Origin of the sequence: Alicyclobacillus macrosporangiidus CPP55 (assembly GCF_000702485.1) — a bacterium.
Lineage (GTDB): Bacteria > Bacillota > Bacilli > Alicyclobacillales > Alicyclobacillaceae > Alicyclobacillus_H > Alicyclobacillus_H macrosporangiidus_B.
In genome coordinates this window covers 982,234-1,005,623 of the sequence record NZ_JNIL01000001.1, presented here as the reverse complement: position 1 = coordinate 1,005,623, position 23,390 = coordinate 982,234, and the positions used below count along the sequence as shown (strand labels likewise).

Below are 23,390 nucleotides of genomic sequence, written 5' to 3'. Positions count from 1 at the left end.
GTAAGTCCTTGCGGCGCGGACGGTCGGAAGCGGTAAGCGGCAGATTTTGTGAAGGGCTGCGGGTTGCGCTTGGAGCGCGGGCCGCAGCCCTTCGCCTGTTTACAGGTGCAGCCCGGCGAACGCGGCAGCGAGGCCGAGCACGCCGGAGGCAGCGAGGTACACCAGGGCGTCTTGGGTCCGGCCCTCGCGCATCAACATGGTGAATTCGTAGGAAAACGTGGAGAACGTCGTATAGGCCCCGCACATTCCTGTGCCGAGCAGGAGTACGACGGCCTGCTCGTGAGTCGGAAACCAGACCGACGCTTGGCGCGTGATGACGCCGAGCAAGAACGATCCGCTGACATTGATGAGCAGCGTCGCGAAGGGAAACGACACCAACCAGCGCTGTCCGATCCACTTCGACAGCTGATACCTCAGAAGGGCGCCCGCCACGCCCCCGATGCCCACCCACAGGATGCCCAGCATGGTCACATCTCCTCGCCGTCGTGTCTCGTCGGCACCCAGCGCAGGGCGGCCTGCCGCGACGCCACCCAGTATCCGCCCGCAGCCGCGAGCAGGCCCCCGGCGAATGTCAGAAGCAGATAGAGGCCCGCCCATCCGTACAGTTGCGCCACCGTCAAATTCCACACGTCGACGGTCAGCGTGGAGAACGTGGTGAACGCCCCGACGAAGCCGGTGCCAATGCCCAGGCGCAGGTGTGGGTGGACAGGCAGGCGCTCCAGCGTCAGTGTGTAGAACCACGAAAGAAAGGCGCTGCCGGACAGGTTGATGATCAGGGTTGCGACTGGGAACCCATGCAGGGTACCCACCCACTCGCTGACGAGGTAGCGTGCGATGGCACCCAAAAAGCCTCCGATGGCCACGGCGAGGTACGGCATGCCCGGCTTCCCCCTCTGCGCCCGTAGGGCGCGTCCCGTTACGGTGCCAGTATACGGGCTTTGCGGCCGCATAGGCAAATGTCCGCCGGGACAACTGCATATACTGGCTGTGAATGGACACGCCGCCAAAAGGGGGGGAGGGGCGTGGATGCGTCCACGAAGTATCTGCGCACGGTGTTGTCCGTGCTGGCGACCCTCGCGTGCCTCTGGCTGATCGCCCAATTGCGCGGCTTCCTGCACGACCTGTGGACGATCCTGAAGGTCGTCGCCATTCCGTTTCTCGCCGCGATGGTGGTCACGTATCTGCTGCAGCCGGTAGTCGAACTGCTGGTCCGGCGCCGGGTGCCGCGCGGGATCGCCATCCTCATCATCTACCTGATGTTCGCTGTGCTGGCCGTCGTCGTCATCCTGCAGGCCATCCCGGTGGTCTCCCGCCAGCTGACGCAGCTCGGCCAACACTTGCCGGACATGATCCGGCAGGCGGACGGCTGGATCGACGGCATCGCCTCGCGCCGGCAGTACCTCCCCGACGCGCTGCGCCGCGGCGTCGAGACCGCGTTGGCGCAGGCTGAGCAGAATCTCACCCGCTACGTCACCCGCGCGGTGTCCATGTTGACATCCACGGTGGGTGCGGTGTTCATGGCGTTCGTCGTGCCGTTTCTCGTCTTCTACATGCTCAAAGACGGGCGCGCCCTGGGACGCGCGCTGTTGCACCTGTTTCCGCCACAGTACCGGGACGAGGCGCGCGAAATCCTGATGGACATCGACACCACCCTCGGTCGCTACGTGCGCGGGCAGATGTTGGTGATGGCGGCCGTGGGGGTGCTGACGTACGCCGGCTACCTGGTCGTCGGCATGCCGTACGCTCTGCTCTTGGCTCTCTTCCTTGCGGTGATGGACCTCATTCCGTACCTCGGCCCGTTCATCGGGGCGGCGCCGGCCATCCTCCTGGCGTTGACGGTCAGCCCGCAATTGGCGCTGAAGGTCCTGGTGGTCAACGCGATCGTGCAACAGTTGGAAGGCAACCTGATTCAGCCGCAGATCATGGGGCGCACCCTGGATCTGCACCCGATGGCCATCGTCGCTGCGGTGCTCATCGGTGGTGAGGTGGGCGGGGTGCTCGGCCTGGTGTGCGCGGTGCCCTTGTTGGCCGTGGCGAAGGTGATCTACACCGGGGTGCGCGCGCTGTTCCGCCGGCCATGAGACGAGGTGGTCTGGGACCGCTGCCGAACGCGCCGCTGCGTTTGACAAGCCGCGCCGGTTCTTTTAGAATACGGGGCAATACCGGAAAGCGATGCGAGGAACGAGTAGGCTTGCCCCCGATGGCCCAGAGAGGGTGCCCTTTGGCTGCGAGGCGCTCCCATCGACAAGCTGAAGCCAGCCTCAAGCGCGCGACACGACGGGTTTCGCCCGTTACAGCGAAGCAGAGGGACAACCCGCATCGGGCATGCTGCCCCGCCGGGTTGTAATCAGGGTGGTACCGCGAGATACGCCTCTCGTCCCTGTCGGGACGAGAGGCGTTTTGGCGATCTGCAAGGGCGTTTCACGCAACACCGAAGCAGGGACGCTGCGAATCTCCGTTTGTACTGCGTGGGTGTTTCACGAAGTGTCTTGCGCAGCACAAACGGAGTGAAGCACCCACGCATGGGAGGGACATGGGATGAAACGACTGTCTGCGCAAGAGATCCGGGATTCGTTTAAATCGTACTTCGCGGACCGGGGACACCTGGTGTTCCCGAGCGCCAGCCTGGTGCCGCACGACGACCCGACACTGCTCTGGATCAACGCCGGGATGGCACCGCTGAAGCCGTACTTCGACGGGCGCGAGATCCCGGAGCGCCCGCGCATCGTCAGCGTACAGAAGTGCATCCGCACCAACGACATCGAGAACGTCGGCTACACGGCCCGGCACCAGACGATGTTCGAGATGCTCGGAAACTTCTCGTTCGGCGATTACTTCAAGCGAGACGCCATCCGCTGGGCATGGGGGTACCTGACCGAGGTGCTCGAATTGGAACCGGATCGACTGTACGCGACGGTGCATCACGAGGACCAGGAGGCGTACGACATCTGGCACCAGGAGATCGGCCTGCCCAAGGAGCGCATCGTGCTCGGGGACGAGGATAACTTCTGGGAGATCGGCGAGGGGCCGTGCGGGCCCTGTTCGGAGATCTATTACGACCGCGGACGCGAGTTCGGGTGCGGATCGCCCGACTGTAAGCCGGGCTGCGATTGCGACCGGTTCCTCGAAATCTGGAACCTGGTGTTCACCCAGTTCAACAAGGAGCTGGACGGTTCCTACACGCCGCTGCCGAAGAAGAACATCGACACCGGCATGGGCCTGGAGCGGATCGCCTCGGTCCTGCAGGGTGTGCCGAACAACTTCGAGACCGACCTGTTCCGAACCATCATCGCCGAGGCCGAGCGCGTCGCAGGCGTGCCCTACGGGGAGGACGCGGGGCGCGATGTACACTTCAAGATCATCGCCGACCACCTGCGGACGGTCGTGTTCGCCGTCGGCGACGGGGTCCTGCCCGGCAACGAGGGGCGCAGCTACATCATCCGCCGATTGCTGCGGCGTGCGGTGCGCAGCGGCCGCAAGCTCGGCGTGGAGCGGCCGTTCTTGCACGAGCTGGCGCCGGCGGTCGCCAAGGTGATGGGGACCGAGTATCCGGAGGTGGTGGAGAAGCTCGAGTTCATCCAACGCGTCGTGCGCACGGAGGAGGAGCGGTTTCTCGAGACGCTGTCTGAAGGCGAGGCGCTGCTCCAGGCGACCTTGGAGCGGTTGGCCGCGCAGGGGGATCGGGTGCTCTCCGGGGAGGACGCTTTCCGGCTGTACGACACGTTCGGTTTTCCGATTGACCTGACCGAAGAGATCGCCCGTGAGCACGGGATCTCGGTCGATCGCGACGGTTTCCAGCGCGAGCTCGACGCCCAGCGCGAGCGGGCCCGGGCCGCGCGCCAGACGGCGGAGGGCATGAACAGCGAACGCGGCGTCCTGGAGACGCTGACGGTGGAGAGCCGCTTCGTCGGCTACGATCAGCTTGTGACGGACAGCCGCGTCATCGCCCTCGTCCAGGGGCCGGACGCAGTGGAGGCGGTCGGCGAAGGGGAGGAAGCGGACCTTCTGCTCGACGTCACCCCCTTTTACGCCGAGAGTGGCGGCCAATTGGCGGACCGCGGACGCATCGTCGGAGACGGCGTGGAGGTGGAGGTCCTCGACGTCAAGAAGGCGCCCCACGGCCAACACCTGCACCGTGTGCGCGTCGTGCGCGGCAGGCTGACCGTCGGACAGCGGGTGCGGGCGCAGGTGGACGAGGCATGGCGGAAAGACGTGATCAAGAACCACACCGCCACCCACCTGTTGCACAAGGCCCTGCGCGAGGTGTTGGGCGATCACGTCGCCCAGGCGGGATCGCTGGTGGCCGACACCAGGCTGCGCTTCGACTTCTCCCACTTCGGGCCGCTGACGCGCGAGGAGCTGATGGAGGTGGAGCGGCGCGTCAACGACGCCATCTGGCGGGACGACGTGGTGGAGATCTTCGAGACCGACCTGGAGGACGCCAAGGCGATGGGCGCGATGGCGCTGTTCGGTGAGAAGTACGGCAAGCGGGTGCGCGTGGTCAAGGCCGGGGAGTACAGCATCGAACTGTGCGGCGGCTGCCACGTGCCACGCACGGGGATCATCGGGCTATTTCAGATCGTGTCGGAAACCGGCATCGGTTCGGGGGTGCGCCGCATCGAGGCGGTGACCGGGCGCTGGGCGTACCAATACGTGCGCGAACGGGAAGCGCTCATCGAACGGGTGGCGGACCTCTACAAGGTGCCCGCAGGTGAACTGGTGAACCGGGTCGAGCGGGCCCTGGAGGAGACGCGCCAACTGGAGCGCGAGCTGGAGTCGGCAAAGGCCCGCCTCAGCCGCGGCGTGGCGGCGCAGCTGGCGGAGCAGGTGCAGGATGTCGACGGTATCCCGGTGGTGGCGGCCATCGTGCCGGACACGGACATGGACGGGCTGCGCATCATCGTCGATGAGCTGCGTGAACGCCTGCCGAGCCACGTGGTGGTGCTCGGGACGGCCGGCGGCGGCAAGGTGCAGCTGGTGGCCGCCGTATCGAAGGATCTCCAACAGAGAAAACTGCACGCAGGTCAGATCGTCAAGCAGGTGGCCCAACTCACCGGGGGCGGCGGCGGCGGCCGTCCGGACCTGGCGCAGGCGGGTGGCCGCGACGCCGACAAACTGCCGGGGGCCATCGCGAAAGTGGCGGAAATTGTCCGCCAGGGCGCAGGAATCTTGCCGACCGAGGCGAAATAGTGTCTAGCATCACCGCGAAGCCCACGGTGGAGCGAGGTGACAGACGTGGAATTCGAACAGACCATGCGGTTCTCGCCCAAACCCGAGAACGAGGAGGCCAGGCGGGCGTTTCAGTTGGCCTACCGGGCCCTGGCGGAGAAGGGCTACAACCCGGTCTATCAAATCGCGGGATACCTCATCTCCGGGGATCCGGCGTACATCACCAATCACCTCGACGCGCGCAACACCATCCGCCGCATCGAACGCGACGAGTTGATTGAGGAGCTGGTGCGCTCGTACGCGGAGCACCACAAGTATGAGAACCCTGGGCGTTGACTACGGTTCGGCGCGGATTGGGCTGGCCATCAGCGATCCGACAGGTCTTTTGGCGCAGAGCCTGACCGTCCTCGTGCGAGAGAGCGATGACCAGGCGGCGCGAGCGATCCGGGAGATGGCGCGCGAGCACGGCGTGGAGGAGATCGTCGTCGGTTATCCCCGCCATATGAACGGTTCCGCCGGCGATCGGGCGGCGCAGTGTGAGGCATTCGCCGAGCGGCTCAGGGAGGAAACCGGATTGCCTGTGGTGTTGTACGACGAGCGGTTGACGACGGTGGCGGCCGAGCGGATGCTCATCGCCGCCGACGTGAGCCGCCGCCGGCGCAAGCAAGTGATCGATTCCGTTGCGGCGACGGTGCTCCTGCAAGGATATCTCGACTGGAAGCGCAGCCACACGCAGAAGCGAGGAGGAACGGATTGAACGAACAGACCCCGATGCAGTCCGCACCGCATTCCAGGCGTTGGCTGTGGCGAGGCCTCCTCGCCACAGCGTGTTTCTTGGTCCTCGCGGCCGCAGCGGCAGGGGCCTGGGTGTGGAAAGCATCGAGGCCCGCTCCGGGAACGGGCACGGCGGACATCACCATTCGGCCCGGTGAGCCGTTGGCGGAGGTGGCGGACGATCTGGCATCGGCCGGATGCATCCGCAGCGCCAGTCTGTTCCGCCTGTACGCGATCTCGAGCGGGCAGGCCGGGCGCGTTCAGGCGGGCCACTACCGGATCGCGCGCGGCCTGCCGTTGTCGGAGGTGCTGGCGCGCTTGGTCGGCGGAGAAGTGGTGTCGGACACGGTCACCGTCACCGTGCCGGAGGGATTCACGGTGACGCAGATCGCAGACCGGTTGCAGGCGGCGGGCGTGTGCAATCGCCAGGCTTTCCTCGACGCGGTCCAGCATGACGACTACCCGTTCGACTTCGTCAAGGCCATCCCCGCGGACGCCAAGATCAAGTGGCGGCTGGAGGGCTATCTGTTCCCGGACACGTACCAGTTCACCCGCGGCGAAAAGGCCCATGACGTGGTGGCGGAGATGTTGCGGACATTCGACGCACGAGTTACGCCCGAGATGCGGGCCACGGCCAAGGCGGAGGGGAAGAGCTTACACCAGGTCTTGACGGAGGCCTCGATGATCGAGCGAGAAGCACGGGTCGACAAGGAGCGGCCGCTGATCGCCAGCGTGATCGAAAACCGGTTGCACCACAACCCACCGATGAAGCTGCAGATCGACGCGACGGTGGAGTACGTCCTGGGGCACCGGGACGTCTTGACCGACAAGGACTTGCAGGTGGACGATCCGTACAACACCTACCGGTATGCGGGCCTGCCGCCGGGGCCGATTGCCAATCCGGGTCTGGCGTCCATCGAGGCAGCGTTGCATCCGGTGCACACGTCGTATCTGTACTATGTCGTGAAAAACGACGGGAGCGGAGAGCACTTCTTCGCGACGACCTACGCGGAGCAGCTGCACAACGAGGCCGTCAGCCGAGCGAATCTGAAGGCGCATTCGTGAGCGCGCCCGGCACGGGGGGCCGTCTGCGTCGGGAGGCGGTCGGGCCCGGGACGCCGATGGCCGGTATTCGGTGGTGGCGAGTGTGCATAACGCGCCCGGGTTCGGGGCACCCTCCAGATGATGCGGATCGGGAGGGGTGCGGTGGACCCGTGCGCAGGCGGTTGTGGTGGCTCATGGCTTTCTATGGCGTGCTGACAGCCGTCCTCACTGGACGGCTGTTCGTGTTGTCCGTCCTCCCGGATTGGGGACCGGCAGGTCGTACGGGACCGGGTGTCCGCCTGCGGGCTCAGGCGGAACACCTGCGGACGGTAGAGACCGAGGACGGGCGCGGCCGCATCCTGTACCGCAACGGCCTGCCCGAGCGGAACGGGTCGGATCCATTGTTTGGTTCGGTGGGCCTGCCGGACCGCTGGCCGGATCCGGATCGCCCGGTCCAGGAGCAGGGCAGGTCCGGCCTGCAGCACCGGTTCGACCGGGTGCTGGCGAGCCGGCGTGCGGGACATGTGGGTGTCCTCAAGGACGCCGGTGGGCGACCGCAGGGCTTGGTGTACCGGCTCACGCCCGAGCCGGGCCTGGACGTGCGGACCACGCTCGATCCCGCATGGCAGCGCGCCGCGGAGGCGGCGCTGGCGGGATACGGGGTGGCGGAAGGGGCGGTCGTCGTGCTCGACATCCCCTCCGGGGAGGCGCTCGCCGTGGCCAGCCGGAGCCGGGACGGGGGCATCACAGCCGTACGGGCGTACACTCCCGGTTCCGTGTTCAAGCTAGTGACCGCCGCCGCGGCGCTGGAATCGTTCCGGTTCCGCGGGGGGACGAGGTTCGTCTGCCGCGGCGAGGCCGACATCCCTGGCGTGCATATGCGCTGCTGGCGCGTGCACGGGATCCAGACCCTGACCCAAGCGCTGGCGGAATCGTGTGACGCGGTGTTCGCCGACGTGGGTGTGCGCGTGGGCAGACCGGGCCTCGAGGAGATGGGGCGGCGCTTGCACTTGGCGGAACCACAGCTGCAGACGTGGTCGGGCGGCCACGTATTGGCGGAGGCCGAGGGCGGCCGGGTGTTCGCGGGGGTGGTGACGACAACGGGCGGATGGCCAACACGGCCATCGGACAGCAGGACGTGCGCCTGACGCCGCTGGAGGCGGCGAATTTGGCTCGCACCATCGCCGCTGGGGGCCGGTGGCGGCCGGTGCGACTGGTGCTCGACGCCGAGCGCGGGAGCCGGACGCTGGCGGTGTTTCCGGGCGGGGCCGACGAGCGGGTGTTGACACCGTATACGGCTGCCTGGCTGGCGGACGCCATGCGGCAGGCGGTGGCGTCCCCCGCCGGGACGGCTCATGCGTTGGCGGGGCTCCCCGTGGTGAGTGCAGTGAAGACAGGCACCGCGGAGCGGGCAGATGGGCGCGTCAACGCCTGGATCGCCGGATTCGCCCCGGCGTCGGCGCCGCGCGTCGCCTTCTGCGTCATGGTCGCGGGGGAGCGGTCGGCGCGGGCGCACCGCCAGGTATTCGGGCTCACCTCGGACCTGCTGCGCGCCTATGCCCGCTTTGATCCGAGAGGCGCGGCCGGGGCGGTGGGCGCGGCACGGGGCCGGAAACCGGGCAGGGCGTCCGCACAAATCCGTTGCCAAGCAGCGAGATCGACAGTATGATGGTAAGGGGCTGGAGTCGCGAAAAGCGGCTCCCAAAGGAGTGAAATGACTCGATGGACAGTTCGTCTGTCAACAGTCCTAGTCCGGAACTGAATACGGGGAGAGGGACGGCTCTGCCTGAGTCCGGCGGGAGCGATGGGCGGCTGTGCGCATCGAGGGCGCCCGCGCGGGCCTGGTGAGGGTCTGTCAACTCTCCCGGGAAGGGGAGTTGATCAACGTGGGCAAGAAGAACTATTACGTCAAGCCGCAGGATCTCGATCACAACGGCGTCCGCCTGGAAGGCTTCGACATTCCCATCAACGAGGACGACGTCAAGCGGATCGACCGTTTGGTCAACCATTACGAGAGCCGGATCATGGCGCATCTCGACGAGGAATACCTGCGCAAGACCACGTGGGCGGACCGCCTCGCGGATCGGATCGCGAAGTTCGGCGGCAGCTGGGTGTTCATCATCAGTTTCGCCGTCTTTCTGCTCCTGTGGATTGTGTGGAACACGGTCAGTTTCACGTGGCATTTCGACAACCCGCCGTTCAGCCTGCTCAACGTGGTGTTGTCGTTCATCGCGGCGTTTCAGGCGCCCATCATCATGATGAGCCAGAACCGCCAGGCGGCGCGCGACAAGCACGAATCCATCATCGACTTCGCCATCAACTACAAGGCTGAGCAGGAAATCGACGATATGCAGAGCCACCTGCACCGTATCGAGGGCAAACTGTACGAGTTGGAGACCCTGCTCCTGAGCCTGAAGCAGCCTGTTCACGCGGAAGCGGATCCCATACCGGTCCGCGTCGGGCGGGCATCCGGCAGCGCCGAATAGGCGCTGTTTTTTTGTGGCTCCCTCTGCACAGGCCGCACGTGTGCAGGTCCGACTCCGGATGGGCCATGGGCAAAGTACACCTCGCCCATGCCACAGGCGATCTCGTGCCACGGACTTCAGGTTGCCCTCCCTTCTCGACGGACTTTCAACGGGCCGGGTCACCGCGTCTGCCTATTCATCCTGGGTATCCCCAACATACTGTGTTACCACACGGTTTGAAGGAGAGATTGCGATGGGGAACCAGCGGCAGGCCCAGCTCCAGGAGCTGATCCGGAAGATTGTCCGCCAGGAACTGCAGCAGGTGGGGGTTTCCGAAAGGGACGGTAGCAAGCAAAAGAGCGACGGCAAGCACAGGAGTGATGGCAAGCACAGGAGTGACGGCAAGCAAAAGAGTGACGGAAAGCACAAGAGCGATGGCAAGCACAGGAGTGACGGCAAGCAAAAGAGTGACGGAAAGCACAAGAGCGATGGCAAGCACAGGAGTGACGGCAAGCATAAGAGTGACGGAAAGCACAAGAGTGATGGCAAGCAAAAGAGTGACGGAAAGCGCAAGGATGGCGGCAAACGGTGAATGGAAAGCATCTGACCTGTCGGTGTTCAGCCGATGGGTTTTTTTATGCGTACCGGGGAGGAGGGAAGGCAATGGACCGGCGCAGGATGGGTTTGTGTCGGATTTCTGGACAATCGCCTGTAGGCCGGATCACCAATTTCGTGCCCGACCCAGATCCCCTTTGACACCACTCACGTCTGCCGAGAATACCGTAAGTCCAAGGGTTGTGTTCCTATCCATGTCCCATGTCACGTGGCCCGGGAGAGTGCCCGTGTCCCCCCGAAGGGGTGAGACCCTCTGGCCTCCAGGACACCGGTTCTCGTTCCTTCACGATCACGCACGGGGCAACACCATCATTCTCAATGCTCACGACCACAATACGCCGATTCTGCTGGGAGGGTGCCTATGTCCACCGACACGAGGGGAATTTCTGTGGATCTTTCATTTTTGAGCGATTGGGTGGGAAAGAACATACAACTCGAACGCGGGGGTCCAGACGAATTGTCGGGGACTCTCGTCGCGGTCGGCCGGGATTTCATCACGGTGCGGACCGATTCTGGGCGCGTCGTGTCTGTCAAGGTGGAACACATCCAGACGCTGGCCATGGCGGTCAAGGAAGATGTCCCGGGCGTACCCGAGGTGGAACTGGCGGAGTACTCCGTACCCGCGTTGGAAGCGAATGATTTTCGAGACCTGTTGTCAAAGTGTTATTTGAAACTTGTGCAAGTGAACGCGGGAGGTCCAAACAAGCTGGTGGGCGTCGTCATTGACCAAGGGGACGACTGGATCAAGGTCGTTCACGGGACGACTGAATTTGTCACCTTCCCGATTCAGCATATCAAGAGCGTCAGCTTGGTCGTGCCGGATCCGGAACCCGCGTCGTCCCAACAAGTTGCAGAAGATTCGGAGCACCAAGCAAAACGCGATGGAGACCACGCCCGTGTGGCACGCAAACGGCAGCGTCGTTCAGGCGATCCGCGGCGTCCATTCGCGCCCCCGCGTTCATTCCGCAAGAAACACGCGCGCGATCCTGGGTCGAGCAAAGGGAAGAAAAACGAGCGGCGCACGGACGAGTTCGACAAGATCAAATCGAACTTCAACGAGCAAGATGAGACGGGTTTGAGCGGCGCGGCCTGGGACGGGGAGCAACGGGAATCTGGGACGAGGGTGTCGTCCGAGTGGGCGCAGCCAGTCGGTGCGCGCGAGGCGCTGACGCGCACAGAGACGCAGGCGGGCGGGGCGGTGCATGGCAATGAACCGGACACCGGGAATCGGGACGCCGAGGCGGACCAGGACCTTAGCCGGACGGAATGGACCGAACCTGCCCGGGAACCGGGTCAGGCAAGGCGGTACTGGTGGCAGGGCGAGTGGAGTCACAAGGAGTGGGCGCATCACGCGTGGGTTCCAGGTGATGCCGAACCGGACGACGCGGAGCTCGAGGACGTCGCAGTCGATCCGTGGGAGAAAGAGGAGTGGGATAGCTGGCAAGCGGTCGCACTGGAGCGAAATCGACGGCGCAAGGACGGGAATGGACGGGCAGCTATCCAACCGAAAGACCGGAGGTCGTCCGCCGAGCCGCGAGTGCTGACTCGACGTGTGGCAGGTACTGGAATCCCCCGTGCAGGCGCAGGCGGCGGTGCACCCCGGAATCATGGCAAAGTTCGGGATGGTAAGCGCTCGAACACCTCACCAGCGCGCGGAAAGCTCAGGCGTGGAGCCGTGCCGCGGGCGAAGTTGGGGGCGGCCGTCCGGCGACGGTTCAAATCGTCTCTACCCAGGTGACAGGCGCAGTGCATGTCATGCCGTGGACAGCGATGTCCACGGTTTTTTCTTGCAGGTTGGGTTTTTACTGTGACATGCACCTGTGCTGGTATCGATGGTAGCCTGGACGCGCTGAAGCGGCGGACGACGGGCGATCGCCCAACACAAGTACAAACGTACTCAGAATAACTTGAACTAACGTGAACTGAGCCTGTAGTTGCAAGGGAGGTGACCCAGATCGTGACACGCGGGGGCTTGCTGAACTTTCCACACGTTGTGGCAAACGCGCCTGCCGTGCCTGTGTCTCTCCCTGGCACCCTGTGCGCCTTGTCGCCGAGCTGGGCGAAGTCGCTTGTGCAACCGCACGGATAAGGGCGGATGAGTGTTCGGCACGGCCGGCACGGTCAACGATGCATTGGAGATCTCGACGTGTCTCAACCGAGTGTACATTCGAGGAGGTAAGAATATGGATTTCAGTTTCATGGAGGACGCCATTGGTAAGACGATTCAGCTGGAGCGAGACGGTCCGGATAAGCTCGTCGGGAAGTTGGCAGCCATCATGGGAGACTGCCTTGCGCTGGAGACAGCCGAACACGGTGTGGTCTACGTGAACGGCCAGCACATCAAGACCATTTCCGAGTCCGTGATTCCGGAGGTGCAGCAAGCAGCTGACGTCCCGGTCCTCGAAGAGGAGTATCCCCCTCTTGTGGAGGCGGACGATTTTGAAGACTTGCTGGGTAAACTTCGGCATCGCCTGATACGCATCAATCACGGTGGACCGAACGCGCTTCAGGGGGTGTTGATTGAACTTCGGCCTGGGGTGGTGACCATTCTCCACGATATGAAGGACTACGTGCACTACCCGACGTACCATATCCGGAGCGTGACTTGGATTCTGAACCAGAAGCGTGAACGCGCAGACGGCGACGCCTCCAGGGAACGCGTACACCGCAAGGAAGGGCGCGGCAAGTGACTGTGAAGACGACATTTACGGAGAGAGGGTTTCACCGATGCAACACCTGTTAGAGCCTCTCTTGGGCAAGCGCATTCGCGTCGAACAGCACAACGATGTCGGGCTGACCGGCTGGCTGGTCAACGTCCAGTCGGACTACGCGTCCCTGCTTACAGCGGACGGGCGGATTGTTCACTATCCGTTCACACATATCAAGTCCGTGACCACGGACATCACAGAGCTTCCGAAGCCGATGGACTTGCCCGGTATCACGTTTGCGGCGTCGTTCGCAGACGTGCTGGCGGCCTTATGGATGCAGCCGCTGCGGATTGAGCTGGGCGAAGGAGCGCACCAAGGTGTCTTGGCTCAGGTCAACAAGGACACGATCTGTTTGGTGCTCAGTTCAACAGAACTGATCTATTACCCCATCGCGCAGATTGTAAACGTCTCGCCTGTCTACGAGCTGAAGGCGGCGAAAGGTGGGCAAGGATCTCCCGGTGGGGATGACGACGGTTCCACAAAGGACGCGGAGGACACACATCGAAGGGACGGGGGCGACAGCGGATCGACCCTGGGAGGAGACGAAGCGGACGGTGTCCACGCGCGCGCCACTGGTGGTGGATCAACGGAGAACGAAGGCGCCAGCGAAAACAAGGGAGACCGTCCCGTCCAAGGATTGTCAGGCGGAGAGCGTTCTGGTGACGAGACGCATTCGGCAGACGCCAAAGCGCTTGAGTTGGCCCGCCCCATGTCATCCTCGGCAGCCAGGCCCACCCTGTTCGGCAGGCGGTCCAACGACCACGCCAGGCACCGAGCGTCCCGATCTGTTTCGAAAAAACTGGCCGAAGCATCAAACGCCGGTGTTGGGTCTGGGGATTCCACGGCGCAGGCCCGCGTCGCGACGGCACGTCCATCTCGCACGGGGGGGCCGTCATGGGTTCACCCGAGAGCGTAGGTGTTTTCACCATTCGGTGCGGCGGCCGCCATCGGGGCTGCCAACATCTTGGCGGTGCCGCACCTTTCCCAACTCGCCCCTTGTGCCCCCCTGTGTTCCGCCTCCGCAAGGCGGAATTTTCTGTAGGGAACGAGCGCCGACGGGGCGCTTTCCACAAATCGATAGGACTGGAGATTCGGCTACCCCGTCCCGCTGCGCCCCTCGTCTTCGTCCATGGCATTCAATAGAAATTTGCGGCGCTCTCGAATGTACTCGTAGATGACCGTGAACTCGCTGGCCCACCCATCTGCAGCACGCCGCCGGGTACTGTCCGCCAACACGGCCGGCCCGATGCGCCGCATCCAGTCATGAACCACAGGCACCAAGTATTCTTCTGTGAACACGGTTGACGCAAGATGCCGAATCAGTTGGCGGTAGGCACGACGGGCATTGGGCAAGCCAAGCACTTTGGTTGTGAGCACGTTTTCACCGAACGCGCCGACGGTGTCCACCGGACACAGTTGGCCAAAACAGTTTCGCCCCCACGTCCCCTCATAGTCCCACGGCACGAACCGGTATCGACCGTCGTGGGTGGATTCATACACCGCGTAATTTTGCGTGAGACCATCCGCATTGCCGGTGCAGACCGCTCCGGCGAGCCACCGCAGATAGAGCCGTGTGTCGATCCGTTCCGCCAAGTGGCGCCTGAGTGCCTCGTCCCGCAGGGTGTTCAAATGGAAGATAAACCGCTCGAATCGTTTCTGGTCTTCGCGGTTGCCCAGCACACGCTCGTACCCATCAAACAGGGAGGCCTTCAGGACGGCACGCGCACCTGTCACCAGGCTGAAGTCGGCGTCGTGGTTGACCGCGTAGAACAAACTGCGGCACCCCAACCGGCGCCGTCGGAAAAAAGCTTGATCCACCCCCTCAATTTCGAGGTACACCCCGAGGTCCTGCCCGTTCATGAGGAGGCGGCAGTGTTGGGTCCACGGACTGGGGACACCAATTTGTCGAAAAAACCAAAGGGAGAGTGCATTGCGGAGCATGGTGGGATCGTCGTATTCCGCGTTCAGGTGCAACGTTCCGCCACGCCTCCGAATTTCAAAAGATTTTTTGGGTGACTGACGCGTTCGATTGCCACGGTATCCAAAGCGCACCGATTCGGCGCGCCCGTTGCGGTGGAGGACGCCGTCCACAAACACCGCCCGGTCGGCGTGTGCCTCCAGCCGCCTCAGGTCCGTCGGCCGAACCTCAATCTGTCGTATGGGAATGTCCACCCGTATCGCCCTCCTCGCCGGTGCCCCGGTCATCGCACGTGCCTATTTCAGCCCGCGCTCCGCCGACATAGGGTGGTACCAAATTGTATGTAGGAGGAACGGGGATGGCGAATCAGCGGCAAATTCGGCTGCAGGCGTTGGTCCGGCAGGTCGTCCTGCAGGAACTGCAACGGATGTGGGGGCTGGGCGGACGGGGAGCCACTCATAAAACCAGGGGCAAGCGCGGTGGCAGAAAGAGGGGCCAGGGTATCCGCAAGAGCGGCAATGGCTGAAACTGGCCTACCTGGGCCAATGTTCTGGGCGGACTACATGCGCGTGTCCTGGGTTGTCATTCCTCCCAGCCTGCTCGTATCGCTCCTGGCATTGTACGGCTGGGGCGGGTGGTTGCTGTCTTGACGGTTCCCAGGCGATGGCCCAAACACGTACAAACGTCCCGGGAATACCGTGTACTGTGCGTGTGGTTGCAGGGGAGGTGACGAAGACCGTGACACACGACGACCTGTTGAATCTACCGGTGGTGGCGGAGTACAGCCCGCACAAGCGTTGCTCCGGTGTCGTCCGGAAAGTGGGGGAGGACTTCTTGCTCATCGACGATTCGGTGACCGGGACGGCGCTGATTCCACTGGAGCACGTCAAGCAATTACGCCTCAGCGAAGCAACGCCGGCGGTCAGGCAGCCGCAGACGGACGCGGTCAGCGGACCCGTGGATCCTGCGTTGGTCCCGGACACCCTGTGCGCAGCGTTGCAAAGCTGGGCCGGGTCGGTCGTGCAATTGGACGGAGGGGGGCCGGATCCCTACTCCGCCTATCTGTTGGACGTCCGGGCGGATTACGTTGTCGCCAGCGTGATCCCCGAGGGGCTGGTGTATATTCCTATTCGCCACATCCATCTCGTTCGACCCCTGGATGTCGTGGTGCGAACGGAGTTTTCCGAGTGGGTCAACCGACAGAAGGCCGTGCTTCCAGCGGCGACTCGATTCGCGGATGCGCTGAGGCACGAGACAGGGAGGCTGGTGAAGGTCGGCCGTGGCGGCCCAGACGAGATGTACGGCATTGTCCGTGCGGTGCACGACACGTTTGTCGAACTCGTGGTGTCCCCACACGAGTTGGTTCGAATTCCTATGCATCACGTGAAATCCTTCTCACGCCAGGAGGACATCGACTGGCAGGCCGTCGCGGAGACCACCCACGCGTAGTTGGTTGCGACAGGAGTGGTCGTGCCGGATCACCATGCGCGGGTCTGTTACAGAGCATGACATTTGAGGAGGTCATAACATGGACTTCAGCTTCATGCAGGACTCCATCGGGAAAACCATTCAGCTGGAACGAGGCGGACCGGACAGACTCGTAGGGAAGCTGGTTGCCATCATGGAGGACTGTATCGCATTGGAAACGGCCGAAGAGGGCGTGGTGTACGTCAACGGTCACCACATCAAGACCATCTCGGAGTCGGTGATTCCAGAAGTGCAGATGACGCGGTCGGCGGCCGAAGAGAACGAACCCCCAGCCGTTGAGGAGCACCCGCCACTGGTGGAGGCGGCGAATTTTGAGGACCTGCTGGGCAAGCTCCGGCACCGTCTGGTGCGGGTCAACCACGGCGGACCGAACGCATTGCAGGGCGTCTTGATTGAGCTTCGGCCCGGCGTGGTCACGATTCTCCACGAGATGAAGGACTACGTGCACTATCCGACGTACCACATCCGGAGCGTGACCTGGGTTCTCAACCAGCGGCGGGATCGTGCCGGAGGTGGGGCGGGAGAGCGGCAAGATCGCAAGGAAGGGCGGAACAAGTGACCGCCGCAGTCAGCCGCCCTCGACCGCGGTGAATTGCGATGCCGTGCACATCGCCGGTATGACAGGCGCGCACCGGGCGCGGCCTGACCCTGAACCGGACAGGCAGAATCCTCCGCCCCCGTCATACGTATGGAGAGTGGCGAATGACGGGGGGCGATGCGCATGACCGGATTGTTCACCCTGTTGGCTTTGGTCTTGAAGGACGTCTCCGTATTCGTCTCCTATGTCAAGAATCACTCTTTTCCCCAACCGCTCTCGGCCGAGGAGGAGGCGGAGTGCATCCGCAGAATGCAGGCCGGTGACCAGAACGCCCGCAACACCTTGATTGAGCACAACCTGCGGTTGGTCGCCCACTTGGCCAAGAAATTTGAGAGCTCTGGCGAGGATATGGACGATCTCATCTCCATCGGCACCATCGGTCTCATCAAGGCGGTGGAGAGCTATACGCTGGACCGCGGGACCAAGCTGGCCACCTTCGCGGCCCGGTGCATCCACAACGAGATCCTCATGTACTTGAGGAGTACGAAACGCCACCGCAGGGACGCGTCCCTGCACGATCCCATCGGCGTCGACAAGGATGGAAACGAGATGACTTTGGCGGACCTGCTCGGGTCGGACCCGGACGACGTGATCAATGAGGTCGACCTGTCGTGGGAAAAGCAGAAGGTTTTCGAGCACCTTCCCCTGTTGCCAGAGCGCGAGCGGGAGGTGTTGTGCAAACGGTTCGGCATCCTCGACGGGGAGGAGCGGACACAACGCGAAATTGCCGCCGAAATGGGGATTTCCCGGTCGTACGTGTCGCGCATCGAGCGCAAGGCTCTGAACAAACTGTACGCCCAGCTGCGCAGCGGGAAAGGGTTGTCATGATTTTGCCTGCCTTGCCCCGGTGTGCTACATTGGGGATCACGGCAGCGGCTGTCATGCGTTGCGTCGGGCGTCCGCGAAAGGCCGCACCGTATGGGGGATACTTGGGCGGGGACGGAGAGACGGTATGCCGAGTTTTTGGGAGCGCTGGATGCCGGACGAGTACGTTGCGTCGGTGCACGACATCGACCTGAACCGTCTGCACCGGCAGGGCCGGCGCCTCATTTTGTGCGATTTGGACAACACGCTCGTGCCCTGGAACGATCCGCAGGTGCCTGATGTGCTTCGGGATTGGATCCGGCGCGGGCAGGAGCTGGGATTTTCGTTTTGTATCGTTTCGAACAATCGCGGGCCACGTGTGTCGCGCTTCGCGCAGGAATCTGGCCTGCCGCACATCGCGGCGGCCCGTAAGCCGAAACCCGCGGCGTTCCAAGAGGCCATGCGGCGGTTCGACGCGCGTCCGGAGCAGACCGTGATGGTCGGTGACCAGCTGTTCACCGATGTGCGCGGGGGGAACCGGTGCGGCATTTACACCATCCTCGTCTTGCCCATCCACCGGCGGGAGTGGTGGGGGACGAAGGTGCTGCGGATCGCCGAACGGTTCGTGCTGAACCGCCTGCTTCGGCGCGGGTTGCGGGTGCCGGAGCGACAAGCGGGCCAGGCAGAGAGGAGCGGACAGGATTGGCTGAGGGATCGGTCATGATCTGCGCCGGTTGCGGCGCGCCGCTGCAGTCGGAGATTCCGGAGGCGCCCGGATACGTCCCGGCCAGCGCCTTGAACCGGGACAAGCCGGTGTGCCGGCGATGTTTTCGCATCCGGCACTACGGCGAATTTGTCCCGGTGGTGGTGTCCCCGGAGGCGTACCGGCTGGCCGTCGCGGGCATCGCGCGGCATCCGGGGTTGGTCCTCTACGTGCTCGACGTGTTCGACCTGAATGGATCGATGGTGCCTAGCCTCGCGGAACTGGTGGGGACAAGCCCGGTGTGGGCCGTGGTGAACAAGGTGGACCTGCTGCCTGCGGAGGTACGCCCCGACGCACTGGCCCGTTGGGTCCGGCGCCTGGTCGAGGAGCGCGGGGTCCGATGTGACGGGGTGTGGTTCGTCAGCGGTCGAACGGGTTTCGGGATCGACCAACTGCTGGCTGCGTTGGACGAACGGCGGGAGGACCGCGTGTACGCTGTCGGGATGGCAAACGTCGGCAAGTCGACCCTGTTGAACCGCTTGGTCCGGTCGGGCCGCGCCGAGCCGGTGCTCACCGAATCCCGGATGCCCGGGACCACGCTCGGCGTGGTGGAGATGGAAGGGACGCTGCCCTCCGGGCGCGTCGTGTCGTTCGTCGACACACCTGGTCTGATGCACGGGGGGCGCGTGATCGACCGTTTGTGCCCCGATTGCTTGAAACGGGCCGTGCCTTCGGACCGGCTCCGGCCGCGTGTCTATCAACTCAATCCGCGGCAATCCCTGTGGATCGCGGGGTTTGCTCGCTTCGACTTTGTGGCAGGTGAACGTCAACCGGTCGTCGTCTATGTGAGCAACGATCTGGTGGTGCATCGGACCAAGCTGGAGCGGGCAGACATCATCGGGGAGGAGCGGTATGAGGAAGTGCTTCGAGTGCCCTGCCCGGACTGCCGCGCGCGACTGGGCGAGTTGCGCCCGCTCGTCGTCGGGGCGGGCCGCTACCGGGGAGACGGCCGGGCGCGGACGGATCTGCCAGTGCCGCGTCAGGGTTGTGACGTGGTCCTGGCGGGCCTCGGCTGGATCACGCTGTTCGGCCGTGATCTTGCCGGCCGGCTGTTCGCGCCGGAAGGGATCCAGGTGACCGTGCGGGAGCGGATGATCGGCGGGGTGACCCGCCAAACCGTGCGCCGCCATCCGCACGCATGAACTGTGGACCACCCGAATACACCTAGAGTACAACAACTGAGACTCCCGGCGGATGCCGGGGAGGCTGGGGTTTCGGGTGGTGACAGAATGGGGGAAGAGACGAATAAGCACGTTGTGTTGCCCGTATTGAGCGAACGTTCTTCTTCCTGCACGCTGTCGGTCGAAGGGCTGATTGGGCGGTTGCAACACGTGGTGCGCAAGGCGCGGGCACAAAACCCAGACCTGGCAGACTACCATCTGCACGACGTCAACCTCCGGATCGAGGGCGGGGAACTGCGGGCGGTCTTGGACTTTCGCAAGTGAGCGCACGGCTTTGCAGCGCACGGGAAATCCGCGGGGCGCTGCTTTTTTATTTGCGATTTCCGACGGTTGTGCTATAGTGCCGGTGATGAGGGACAGGCTGGCCAAAGGTTGCCGGGGAGGGGTTGTGCGTGCGGTTGTACGGGGTCCTGGGTTGGCCCGTCGGCCACTCCGCGTCGCCCGCGATGATGAACGCGGCGTTTCGGGCCACGGGCCAGGCGGCGGTGTACGTGCCCTTCGAGGTGGCGCCGGCGCACATTGCCGCGGCCGTCGAAGGGCTGAGGGCGCTGGGTGCGGGCGGGTTCAACGTGACCATCCCGCACAAGCAGGCGGTGTTTTCCCTGCTCGACGAGGTGACCGAGACGGCTCAGCTGGCCGGGGCCGTCAACACGGTCCGGGTGGACCCCGGCGGGCGCCTGTGGGGACACAACACGGATGTCGACGGCTGGTGGGAGAGTGTGCGTCCGCACCTCTCCGGCCTTCCGGAGCGAGTGGCGGTGCTCGGCGCCGGCGGCGCGGCCCGCGCGGTGCTCACGGCATTGGCGCTGCGTGCCCCAGGTACCTGGGTGGCTGTCGCTGCGCGAAGATTGGAGCGGGCGGAGGCGTTGGCCACCCAGTTCGGCGACCGGCTGCGGGTGCAGGCCTGCCCGTGGGCGGATCGGCACGCCTGCGTGGCCGAGGCGGACCTCGTGGCGCAGACCACGCCCATCGGAATGTGGCCCGAAGCGGGGGCCGCTCCGGTGGAGGACGGCCGGTGCTTCCGCGCGGGTCAGGTGGTTCAGGACGCGGTGTACCGTCCGCTGCGCACCCGATTCTTGGAGGAGGCGGCCGCCCGGGGGGCTACGGCCGTCGACGGTTTGTCGATGTTGGTCGAACAGGGCGCTCTGGCTTATGAGCGCTGGTTCGGGGCACCGGCCCCCAGGGCGGTGATGCGGGCAGCCGCTGAAGAAGCGGTGGGACGCGGGTGACAGGGTGACGTGGCCCGCGCTTGAGCGATGCCCCTGGGGAGAACGGGGATGCGGAAGGAGGAGCTCATGGCTGGTCAAACCTTGACCGGAAAACAGATACGGGCGTTGCGCGCGCTCGCCCATCACCTGAGACCCGTGGTACAGGTGGGAAAGGCTGGGGTGACCGCCGGCGTGATCGAACAGGTCGAAGAGGTCCTGGACGCGCAGGAACTGATCAAGGTTTCGGTGCTCGACACGAGCCCGCTCGAGCGCGACGAGGTCGGGGACATCCTGGTGGAGGAGACAGGTGCATCGTGGGTACAGTCCATCGGCAGGACGGTGGTCCTGTACAGGCGGAACAAGGAAAACCCGCAGATCGAGCTGCCGTCTCCGTGAACCGGGTGGTGCTCTTCGGCGGCACGTTCGATCCGCCGCACGTCGGCCACCTCACCATGGCCCAGCTGGCCTGGGAACAGACGGGAGCGGACGAAGTGTGGTGGCTGCCGGCTCCGGCCCCGCCGCACAAGGCACGGCAACAGGTGGATGACTACGGTGGGCGGGTCGAGATGGTTCGCGCGCTGATTGAGGGGTATCCGCATCTGCGCCTGTGTGACATCGAAGCGAGCCTGCCCAAGCCATCCTACACGGTGGACACGGTCCGGGTGCTTCAGACCCTCTACCCGCGGGTGTCGTTTTCATTCCTCGTCGGGTCGGACAGTCTGGCGCAGCTGCCCAGCTGGGGACGGGCGAAGGAACTGGCGCGCGCGATTCCGTTTTGGGTCGCTGTTCGCAGCGGTTGGCCGTTTGATGAAACGTATGCGGCCAGCCGGGCGCGGTTGCCGGAGCTGCGGGCGCAACGCCTGGAGATGCCGATTCTCGACGTTTCGTCGACGTTCCTGCGCGAGCGGTTGGCGCGCAGACTCCCCGTCTGTGGCCTGGTTCCCGACCGGGTCTTGCGTGTCTGGAATAAGATACATGCATAAAAGGACAGCGCCTTCGTCTGCGGCGAATGGGAGGGGGTGGACGTGTGGACGAAGCGGGGATCCGCGATCGGATTCGGCGAGAATTGAGTCCGGAGCGGTTCCGCCACACCGAGGGCGTCGTGTGCACGGCTGAGCGACTGGCCCTGCGGCACGGCGCAGATCCGGAGAAAGCGCGTCTGGCGGCCTGGATCCACGATGTGGCGCGGGAGTGGGAATGGGCGCGGTTGGTGGACACCGCCCGCCGTTTTCAGGTGGAATCGGCGTTCTTCGACGTGCCGGCGGTACTGCACGGTCCCGTCGCCGCAGGCCTGGCCAAGGAGTGGTTCGGGGTGGACGACGAGGACATCCGGAACGCCATCCGCTATCACACCAGCGGCCGGGTCGGGATGACACGCCTTGAAATGGTGCTGTGCCTGGCCGACGCCATTGAGCCTGGCCGCCGCTATCCGGGCGTGGACCGGCTGCGCACGCTGGCGGAGGAGAATTTGGAGCGGGCGCTGGCCGAATCCTTCGACGCCACCTTGGCGTATCTCATCGCCCGCCGTGCGCCGATCTTCGAACTGACCGTCCGCGCGAGAAACCATCTCTGGCGGCGTGTGCTCGGCGCGGACGGGAGCGGTGCGTCGTTCGCGCCGCACGAAACAAAGGATTGGGAGGAACGCGAATGACCCATTCGGTGGACCACATCGCACTGGAGGCCGCTTCCGCGGCAGCCGACAAGAAGGCCAAGGACATCGTCGTGCTGGACATTCACGATCTGACCCCGGTGGCCGATTACTTCGTCATCTGTTCAGCCAACTCAGGCACCCAGGTGGAAGCGGTGGCCCGGGCGGTGACGGACAAAATGGCGCAGCTCGGGGTCCCCTGCCGCGGGATGGAGGGGATGGATGAAGCGCGCTGGGTGTTGTTGGACTTCGGCGATGTGGTGGTGCACGTGTTCCGGCCCGAGGAGCGGGAGTTTTACCACCTGGAACGACTGTGGGGCGATGCCCGGCAGGTTCCGTTCGAGATGGCGCAGTGAGACGGACGGTTTCGGCTGGCGCGCGGATACGGCGGGCGCTGTGGAACCGCCTGAGAACTAGGTGGCGCGGGGGCGGGCGGCGTTACGCCTCGTCCTCCCCCACTCGCGCCAAGTATGTCTGAAACACAGCCAGCTGTTCCGGGTGTTCGCTGAAATACAGAACCAGCGCCTGCAGGGCACCGAGCGTGCTGGGACTGACGTGGTGTTCAATTCCCTCCACATCGCGGCGGATGACGTCTTCCTGGACGCCGAGCATGCGCAGAAAATCCTCCAGCATGTGGTGGCGTTCTTTGATCCGCTTGCCGGTCTTCTGGCCGCGGGTGGTCAACACGATGCCGCGGTACTTTTCGTAGGTGACGTAATCGTTCTCGCCCAGCTTTTGCAGCATTTTGGTGACGGATGAAGGCTGCACGTCGAGCGAGGACGCGATGTCCGACACCCGCGCATATCCTTTCTCCTTCATCAGTTCGTAGATCTTCTCCAAGTAATCTTCCATGCTCGGCGTCAACACGAGCAAAACCTCCGCACGTTGATTCCTTTATCTTAGCCGAGTTCCGAGTCGGCTGCCAGATCGGATTTCCATTGTCAAAATCATCATAAGCCCGTACAGTAGCGAACAGGAACTCCCAACCGCGCTGACGAAGCGGATCG

General features: G+C 64.1%; 28 protein-coding genes. 24 read left to right on the top strand and 4 right to left on the bottom strand.

Annotated features, from left to right (window positions below; translation table 11 throughout):
• Window positions 1-99: 99 nt before the first annotated feature.
• Complete coding sequence (crcB, locus tag N687_RS0105310; RefSeq protein WP_029420869.1) at window positions 100-465, bottom strand: fluoride efflux transporter CrcB; 366 nt, start codon at window positions 463-465, stop codon at window positions 100-102.
• A gap of 2 nt (window positions 466-467) precedes the next feature.
• Window positions 468-878 carry a fluoride efflux transporter FluC gene (locus N687_RS0105305; protein ID WP_029420868.1) on the bottom strand — a complete coding sequence of 137 codons (411 nt, stop codon included), beginning with the start codon at window positions 876-878 and terminating at the stop codon, window positions 468-470.
• 144 nt (window positions 879-1,022) lie between these two features.
• Between N687_RS0105305 and N687_RS0105300 the strand changes: the two genes are divergently transcribed.
• The 12 genes from N687_RS0105300 (at window position 1,023) to N687_RS0105245 (ending at window position 13,691) form a co-directional block, all read left to right on the top strand.
• Window positions 1,023-2,081, top strand: a complete 1,059-nt coding sequence (locus tag N687_RS0105300; protein ID WP_029420867.1) for an AI-2E family transporter — start codon at window positions 1,023-1,025, stop codon at window positions 2,079-2,081.
• 457 nt (window positions 2,082-2,538) lie between these two features.
• Window positions 2,539-5,190 (top strand): alanine--tRNA ligase, encoded by a 2,652-nt coding sequence (gene alaS, locus N687_RS0105295; protein ID WP_029420866.1) that lies wholly within the window; start codon window positions 2,539-2,541, stop codon window positions 5,188-5,190.
• Window positions 5,191-5,253: 63 nt separating this feature from the next.
• Window positions 5,254-5,505 (top strand): IreB family regulatory phosphoprotein, encoded by a 252-nt coding sequence (locus N687_RS0105290; RefSeq protein ID WP_029420865.1) that lies wholly within the window; start codon window positions 5,254-5,256, stop codon window positions 5,503-5,505.
• On the top strand, window positions 5,486-5,926 hold the full coding sequence (gene ruvX / locus N687_RS0105285; protein ID WP_029420864.1) for a Holliday junction resolvase RuvX: 441 nt from the start codon (window positions 5,486-5,488) through the stop codon (window positions 5,924-5,926). Before N687_RS0105290 ends, ruvX begins: the two co-directional genes overlap by 20 nt.
• Window positions 5,923-7,008, top strand: coding sequence for an endolytic transglycosylase MltG (gene mltG, locus N687_RS0105280; protein ID WP_051662970.1), 1,086 nt, complete (start codon window positions 5,923-5,925; stop codon window positions 7,006-7,008). Before ruvX ends, mltG begins: the two co-directional genes overlap by 4 nt.
• 149 nt (window positions 7,009-7,157) lie before the next feature.
• Entirely contained in the window at window positions 7,158-8,135 is a 978-nt protein-coding gene (locus N687_RS25070; protein WP_029420862.1) for a penicillin-binding transpeptidase domain-containing protein, read from the top strand.
• Window positions 8,096-8,656, top strand: a complete 561-nt coding sequence (locus tag N687_RS25065) for a penicillin-binding transpeptidase domain-containing protein (protein ID WP_029420861.1) — start codon at window positions 8,096-8,098, stop codon at window positions 8,654-8,656. Before N687_RS25070 ends, N687_RS25065 begins: the two co-directional genes overlap by 40 nt.
• Before the next feature lie 145 nt (window positions 8,657-8,801).
• The gene (locus N687_RS0105265; protein ID WP_419670119.1) at window positions 8,802-9,473 is read left to right on the top strand and encodes a DUF1003 domain-containing protein; all 672 of its coding nucleotides are present in this window, start codon (window positions 8,802-8,804) and stop codon (window positions 9,471-9,473) included.
• Between the two features lie 232 nt (window positions 9,474-9,705).
• Window positions 9,706-10,044, top strand: coding sequence for a hypothetical protein (locus N687_RS20725; protein WP_029420859.1), 339 nt, complete (start codon window positions 9,706-9,708; stop codon window positions 10,042-10,044).
• Between the two features lie 426 nt (window positions 10,045-10,470).
• On the top strand, window positions 10,471-11,805 hold the full coding sequence (locus tag N687_RS0105255) for a hypothetical protein (RefSeq protein ID WP_156040043.1): 1,335 nt from the start codon (window positions 10,471-10,473) through the stop codon (window positions 11,803-11,805).
• A 445-nt stretch (window positions 11,806-12,250) separates the two neighbouring features.
• Window positions 12,251-12,757 (top strand): hypothetical protein, encoded by a 507-nt coding sequence (locus N687_RS0105250; protein ID WP_029420857.1) that lies wholly within the window; start codon window positions 12,251-12,253, stop codon window positions 12,755-12,757.
• A gap of 37 nt (window positions 12,758-12,794) precedes the next feature.
• Window positions 12,795-13,691, top strand: a complete 897-nt coding sequence (locus tag N687_RS0105245; RefSeq protein WP_029420856.1) for a hypothetical protein — start codon at window positions 12,795-12,797, stop codon at window positions 13,689-13,691.
• A gap of 179 nt (window positions 13,692-13,870) precedes the next feature.
• Here N687_RS0105245 and N687_RS0105240 read toward each other — a convergent pair whose 3' ends face one another.
• A complete protein-coding gene (locus tag N687_RS0105240; RefSeq protein ID WP_051662969.1) occupies window positions 13,871-14,947 on the bottom strand; it encodes a CotH kinase family protein in 1,077 nt (358 codons plus the stop codon).
• A gap of 104 nt (window positions 14,948-15,051) precedes the next feature.
• Here N687_RS0105240 and N687_RS23725 point away from each other — a divergent pair, with 104 nt between their 5' ends.
• From N687_RS23725 to rsfS, 12 genes are all read left to right on the top strand, one after another.
• A complete protein-coding gene (locus tag N687_RS23725; protein WP_156040042.1) occupies window positions 15,052-15,219 on the top strand; it encodes a hypothetical protein in 168 nt (55 codons plus the stop codon).
• 200 nt (window positions 15,220-15,419) lie between these two features.
• Complete coding sequence (locus N687_RS0105230) at window positions 15,420-16,142, top strand: hypothetical protein (protein ID WP_156040041.1); 723 nt, start codon at window positions 15,420-15,422, stop codon at window positions 16,140-16,142.
• Between the two features lie 79 nt (window positions 16,143-16,221).
• On the top strand, window positions 16,222-16,740 hold the full coding sequence (locus N687_RS0105225) for a DUF6897 domain-containing protein (RefSeq protein WP_029420853.1): 519 nt from the start codon (window positions 16,222-16,224) through the stop codon (window positions 16,738-16,740).
• Window positions 16,741-16,902: 162 nt separating this feature from the next.
• Window positions 16,903-17,607: an RNA polymerase sporulation sigma factor SigK gene (gene sigK, locus N687_RS0105220; RefSeq protein ID WP_029420852.1), complete on the top strand. Its 705-nt coding sequence runs from the start codon at window positions 16,903-16,905 to the stop codon at window positions 17,605-17,607.
• A 124-nt stretch (window positions 17,608-17,731) separates the two neighbouring features.
• Complete coding sequence (locus tag N687_RS0105215) at window positions 17,732-18,307, top strand: YqeG family HAD IIIA-type phosphatase (RefSeq protein ID WP_051662968.1); 576 nt, start codon at window positions 17,732-17,734, stop codon at window positions 18,305-18,307.
• A complete protein-coding gene (gene yqeH / locus N687_RS0105210; protein ID WP_231493404.1) occupies window positions 18,286-19,488 on the top strand; it encodes a ribosome biogenesis GTPase YqeH in 1,203 nt (400 codons plus the stop codon). Before N687_RS0105215 ends, yqeH begins: the two co-directional genes overlap by 22 nt.
• Before the next feature lie 87 nt (window positions 19,489-19,575).
• Complete coding sequence (locus N687_RS0105205; protein WP_029420849.1) at window positions 19,576-19,791, top strand: hypothetical protein; 216 nt, start codon at window positions 19,576-19,578, stop codon at window positions 19,789-19,791.
• Between the two features lie 128 nt (window positions 19,792-19,919).
• Window positions 19,920-20,756, top strand: a complete 837-nt coding sequence (gene aroE / locus N687_RS0105200; protein ID WP_029420848.1) for a shikimate dehydrogenase — start codon at window positions 19,920-19,922, stop codon at window positions 20,754-20,756.
• Between the two features lie 48 nt (window positions 20,757-20,804).
• Window positions 20,805-21,131 (top strand): ribosome assembly RNA-binding protein YhbY, encoded by a 327-nt coding sequence (yhbY, locus tag N687_RS0105195; RefSeq protein ID WP_081841166.1) that lies wholly within the window; start codon window positions 20,805-20,807, stop codon window positions 21,129-21,131.
• Window positions 21,128-21,718: a nicotinate (nicotinamide) nucleotide adenylyltransferase gene (gene nadD / locus N687_RS0105190; protein ID WP_029420846.1), complete on the top strand. Its 591-nt coding sequence runs from the start codon at window positions 21,128-21,130 to the stop codon at window positions 21,716-21,718. The genes yhbY and nadD overlap by 4 nt, the downstream gene beginning before the upstream one ends.
• 44 nt (window positions 21,719-21,762) lie before the next feature.
• The gene (yqeK, locus tag N687_RS0105185) at window positions 21,763-22,386 is read left to right on the top strand and encodes a bis(5'-nucleosyl)-tetraphosphatase (symmetrical) YqeK (protein WP_081841165.1); all 624 of its coding nucleotides are present in this window, start codon (window positions 21,763-21,765) and stop codon (window positions 22,384-22,386) included.
• Window positions 22,383-22,739 carry a ribosome silencing factor gene (gene rsfS / locus N687_RS0105180; RefSeq protein ID WP_029420844.1) on the top strand — a complete coding sequence of 119 codons (357 nt, stop codon included), beginning with the start codon at window positions 22,383-22,385 and terminating at the stop codon, window positions 22,737-22,739. The genes yqeK and rsfS overlap by 4 nt, the downstream gene beginning before the upstream one ends.
• Window positions 22,740-22,821: 82 nt before the next feature.
• On the opposite strand, the gene mntR is transcribed toward rsfS, so the two are convergent.
• On the bottom strand, window positions 22,822-23,250 hold the full coding sequence (mntR, locus tag N687_RS0105175; RefSeq protein ID WP_051662966.1) for a transcriptional regulator MntR: 429 nt from the start codon (window positions 23,248-23,250) through the stop codon (window positions 22,822-22,824).
• Window positions 23,251-23,390: the final 140 nt, after the last annotated feature.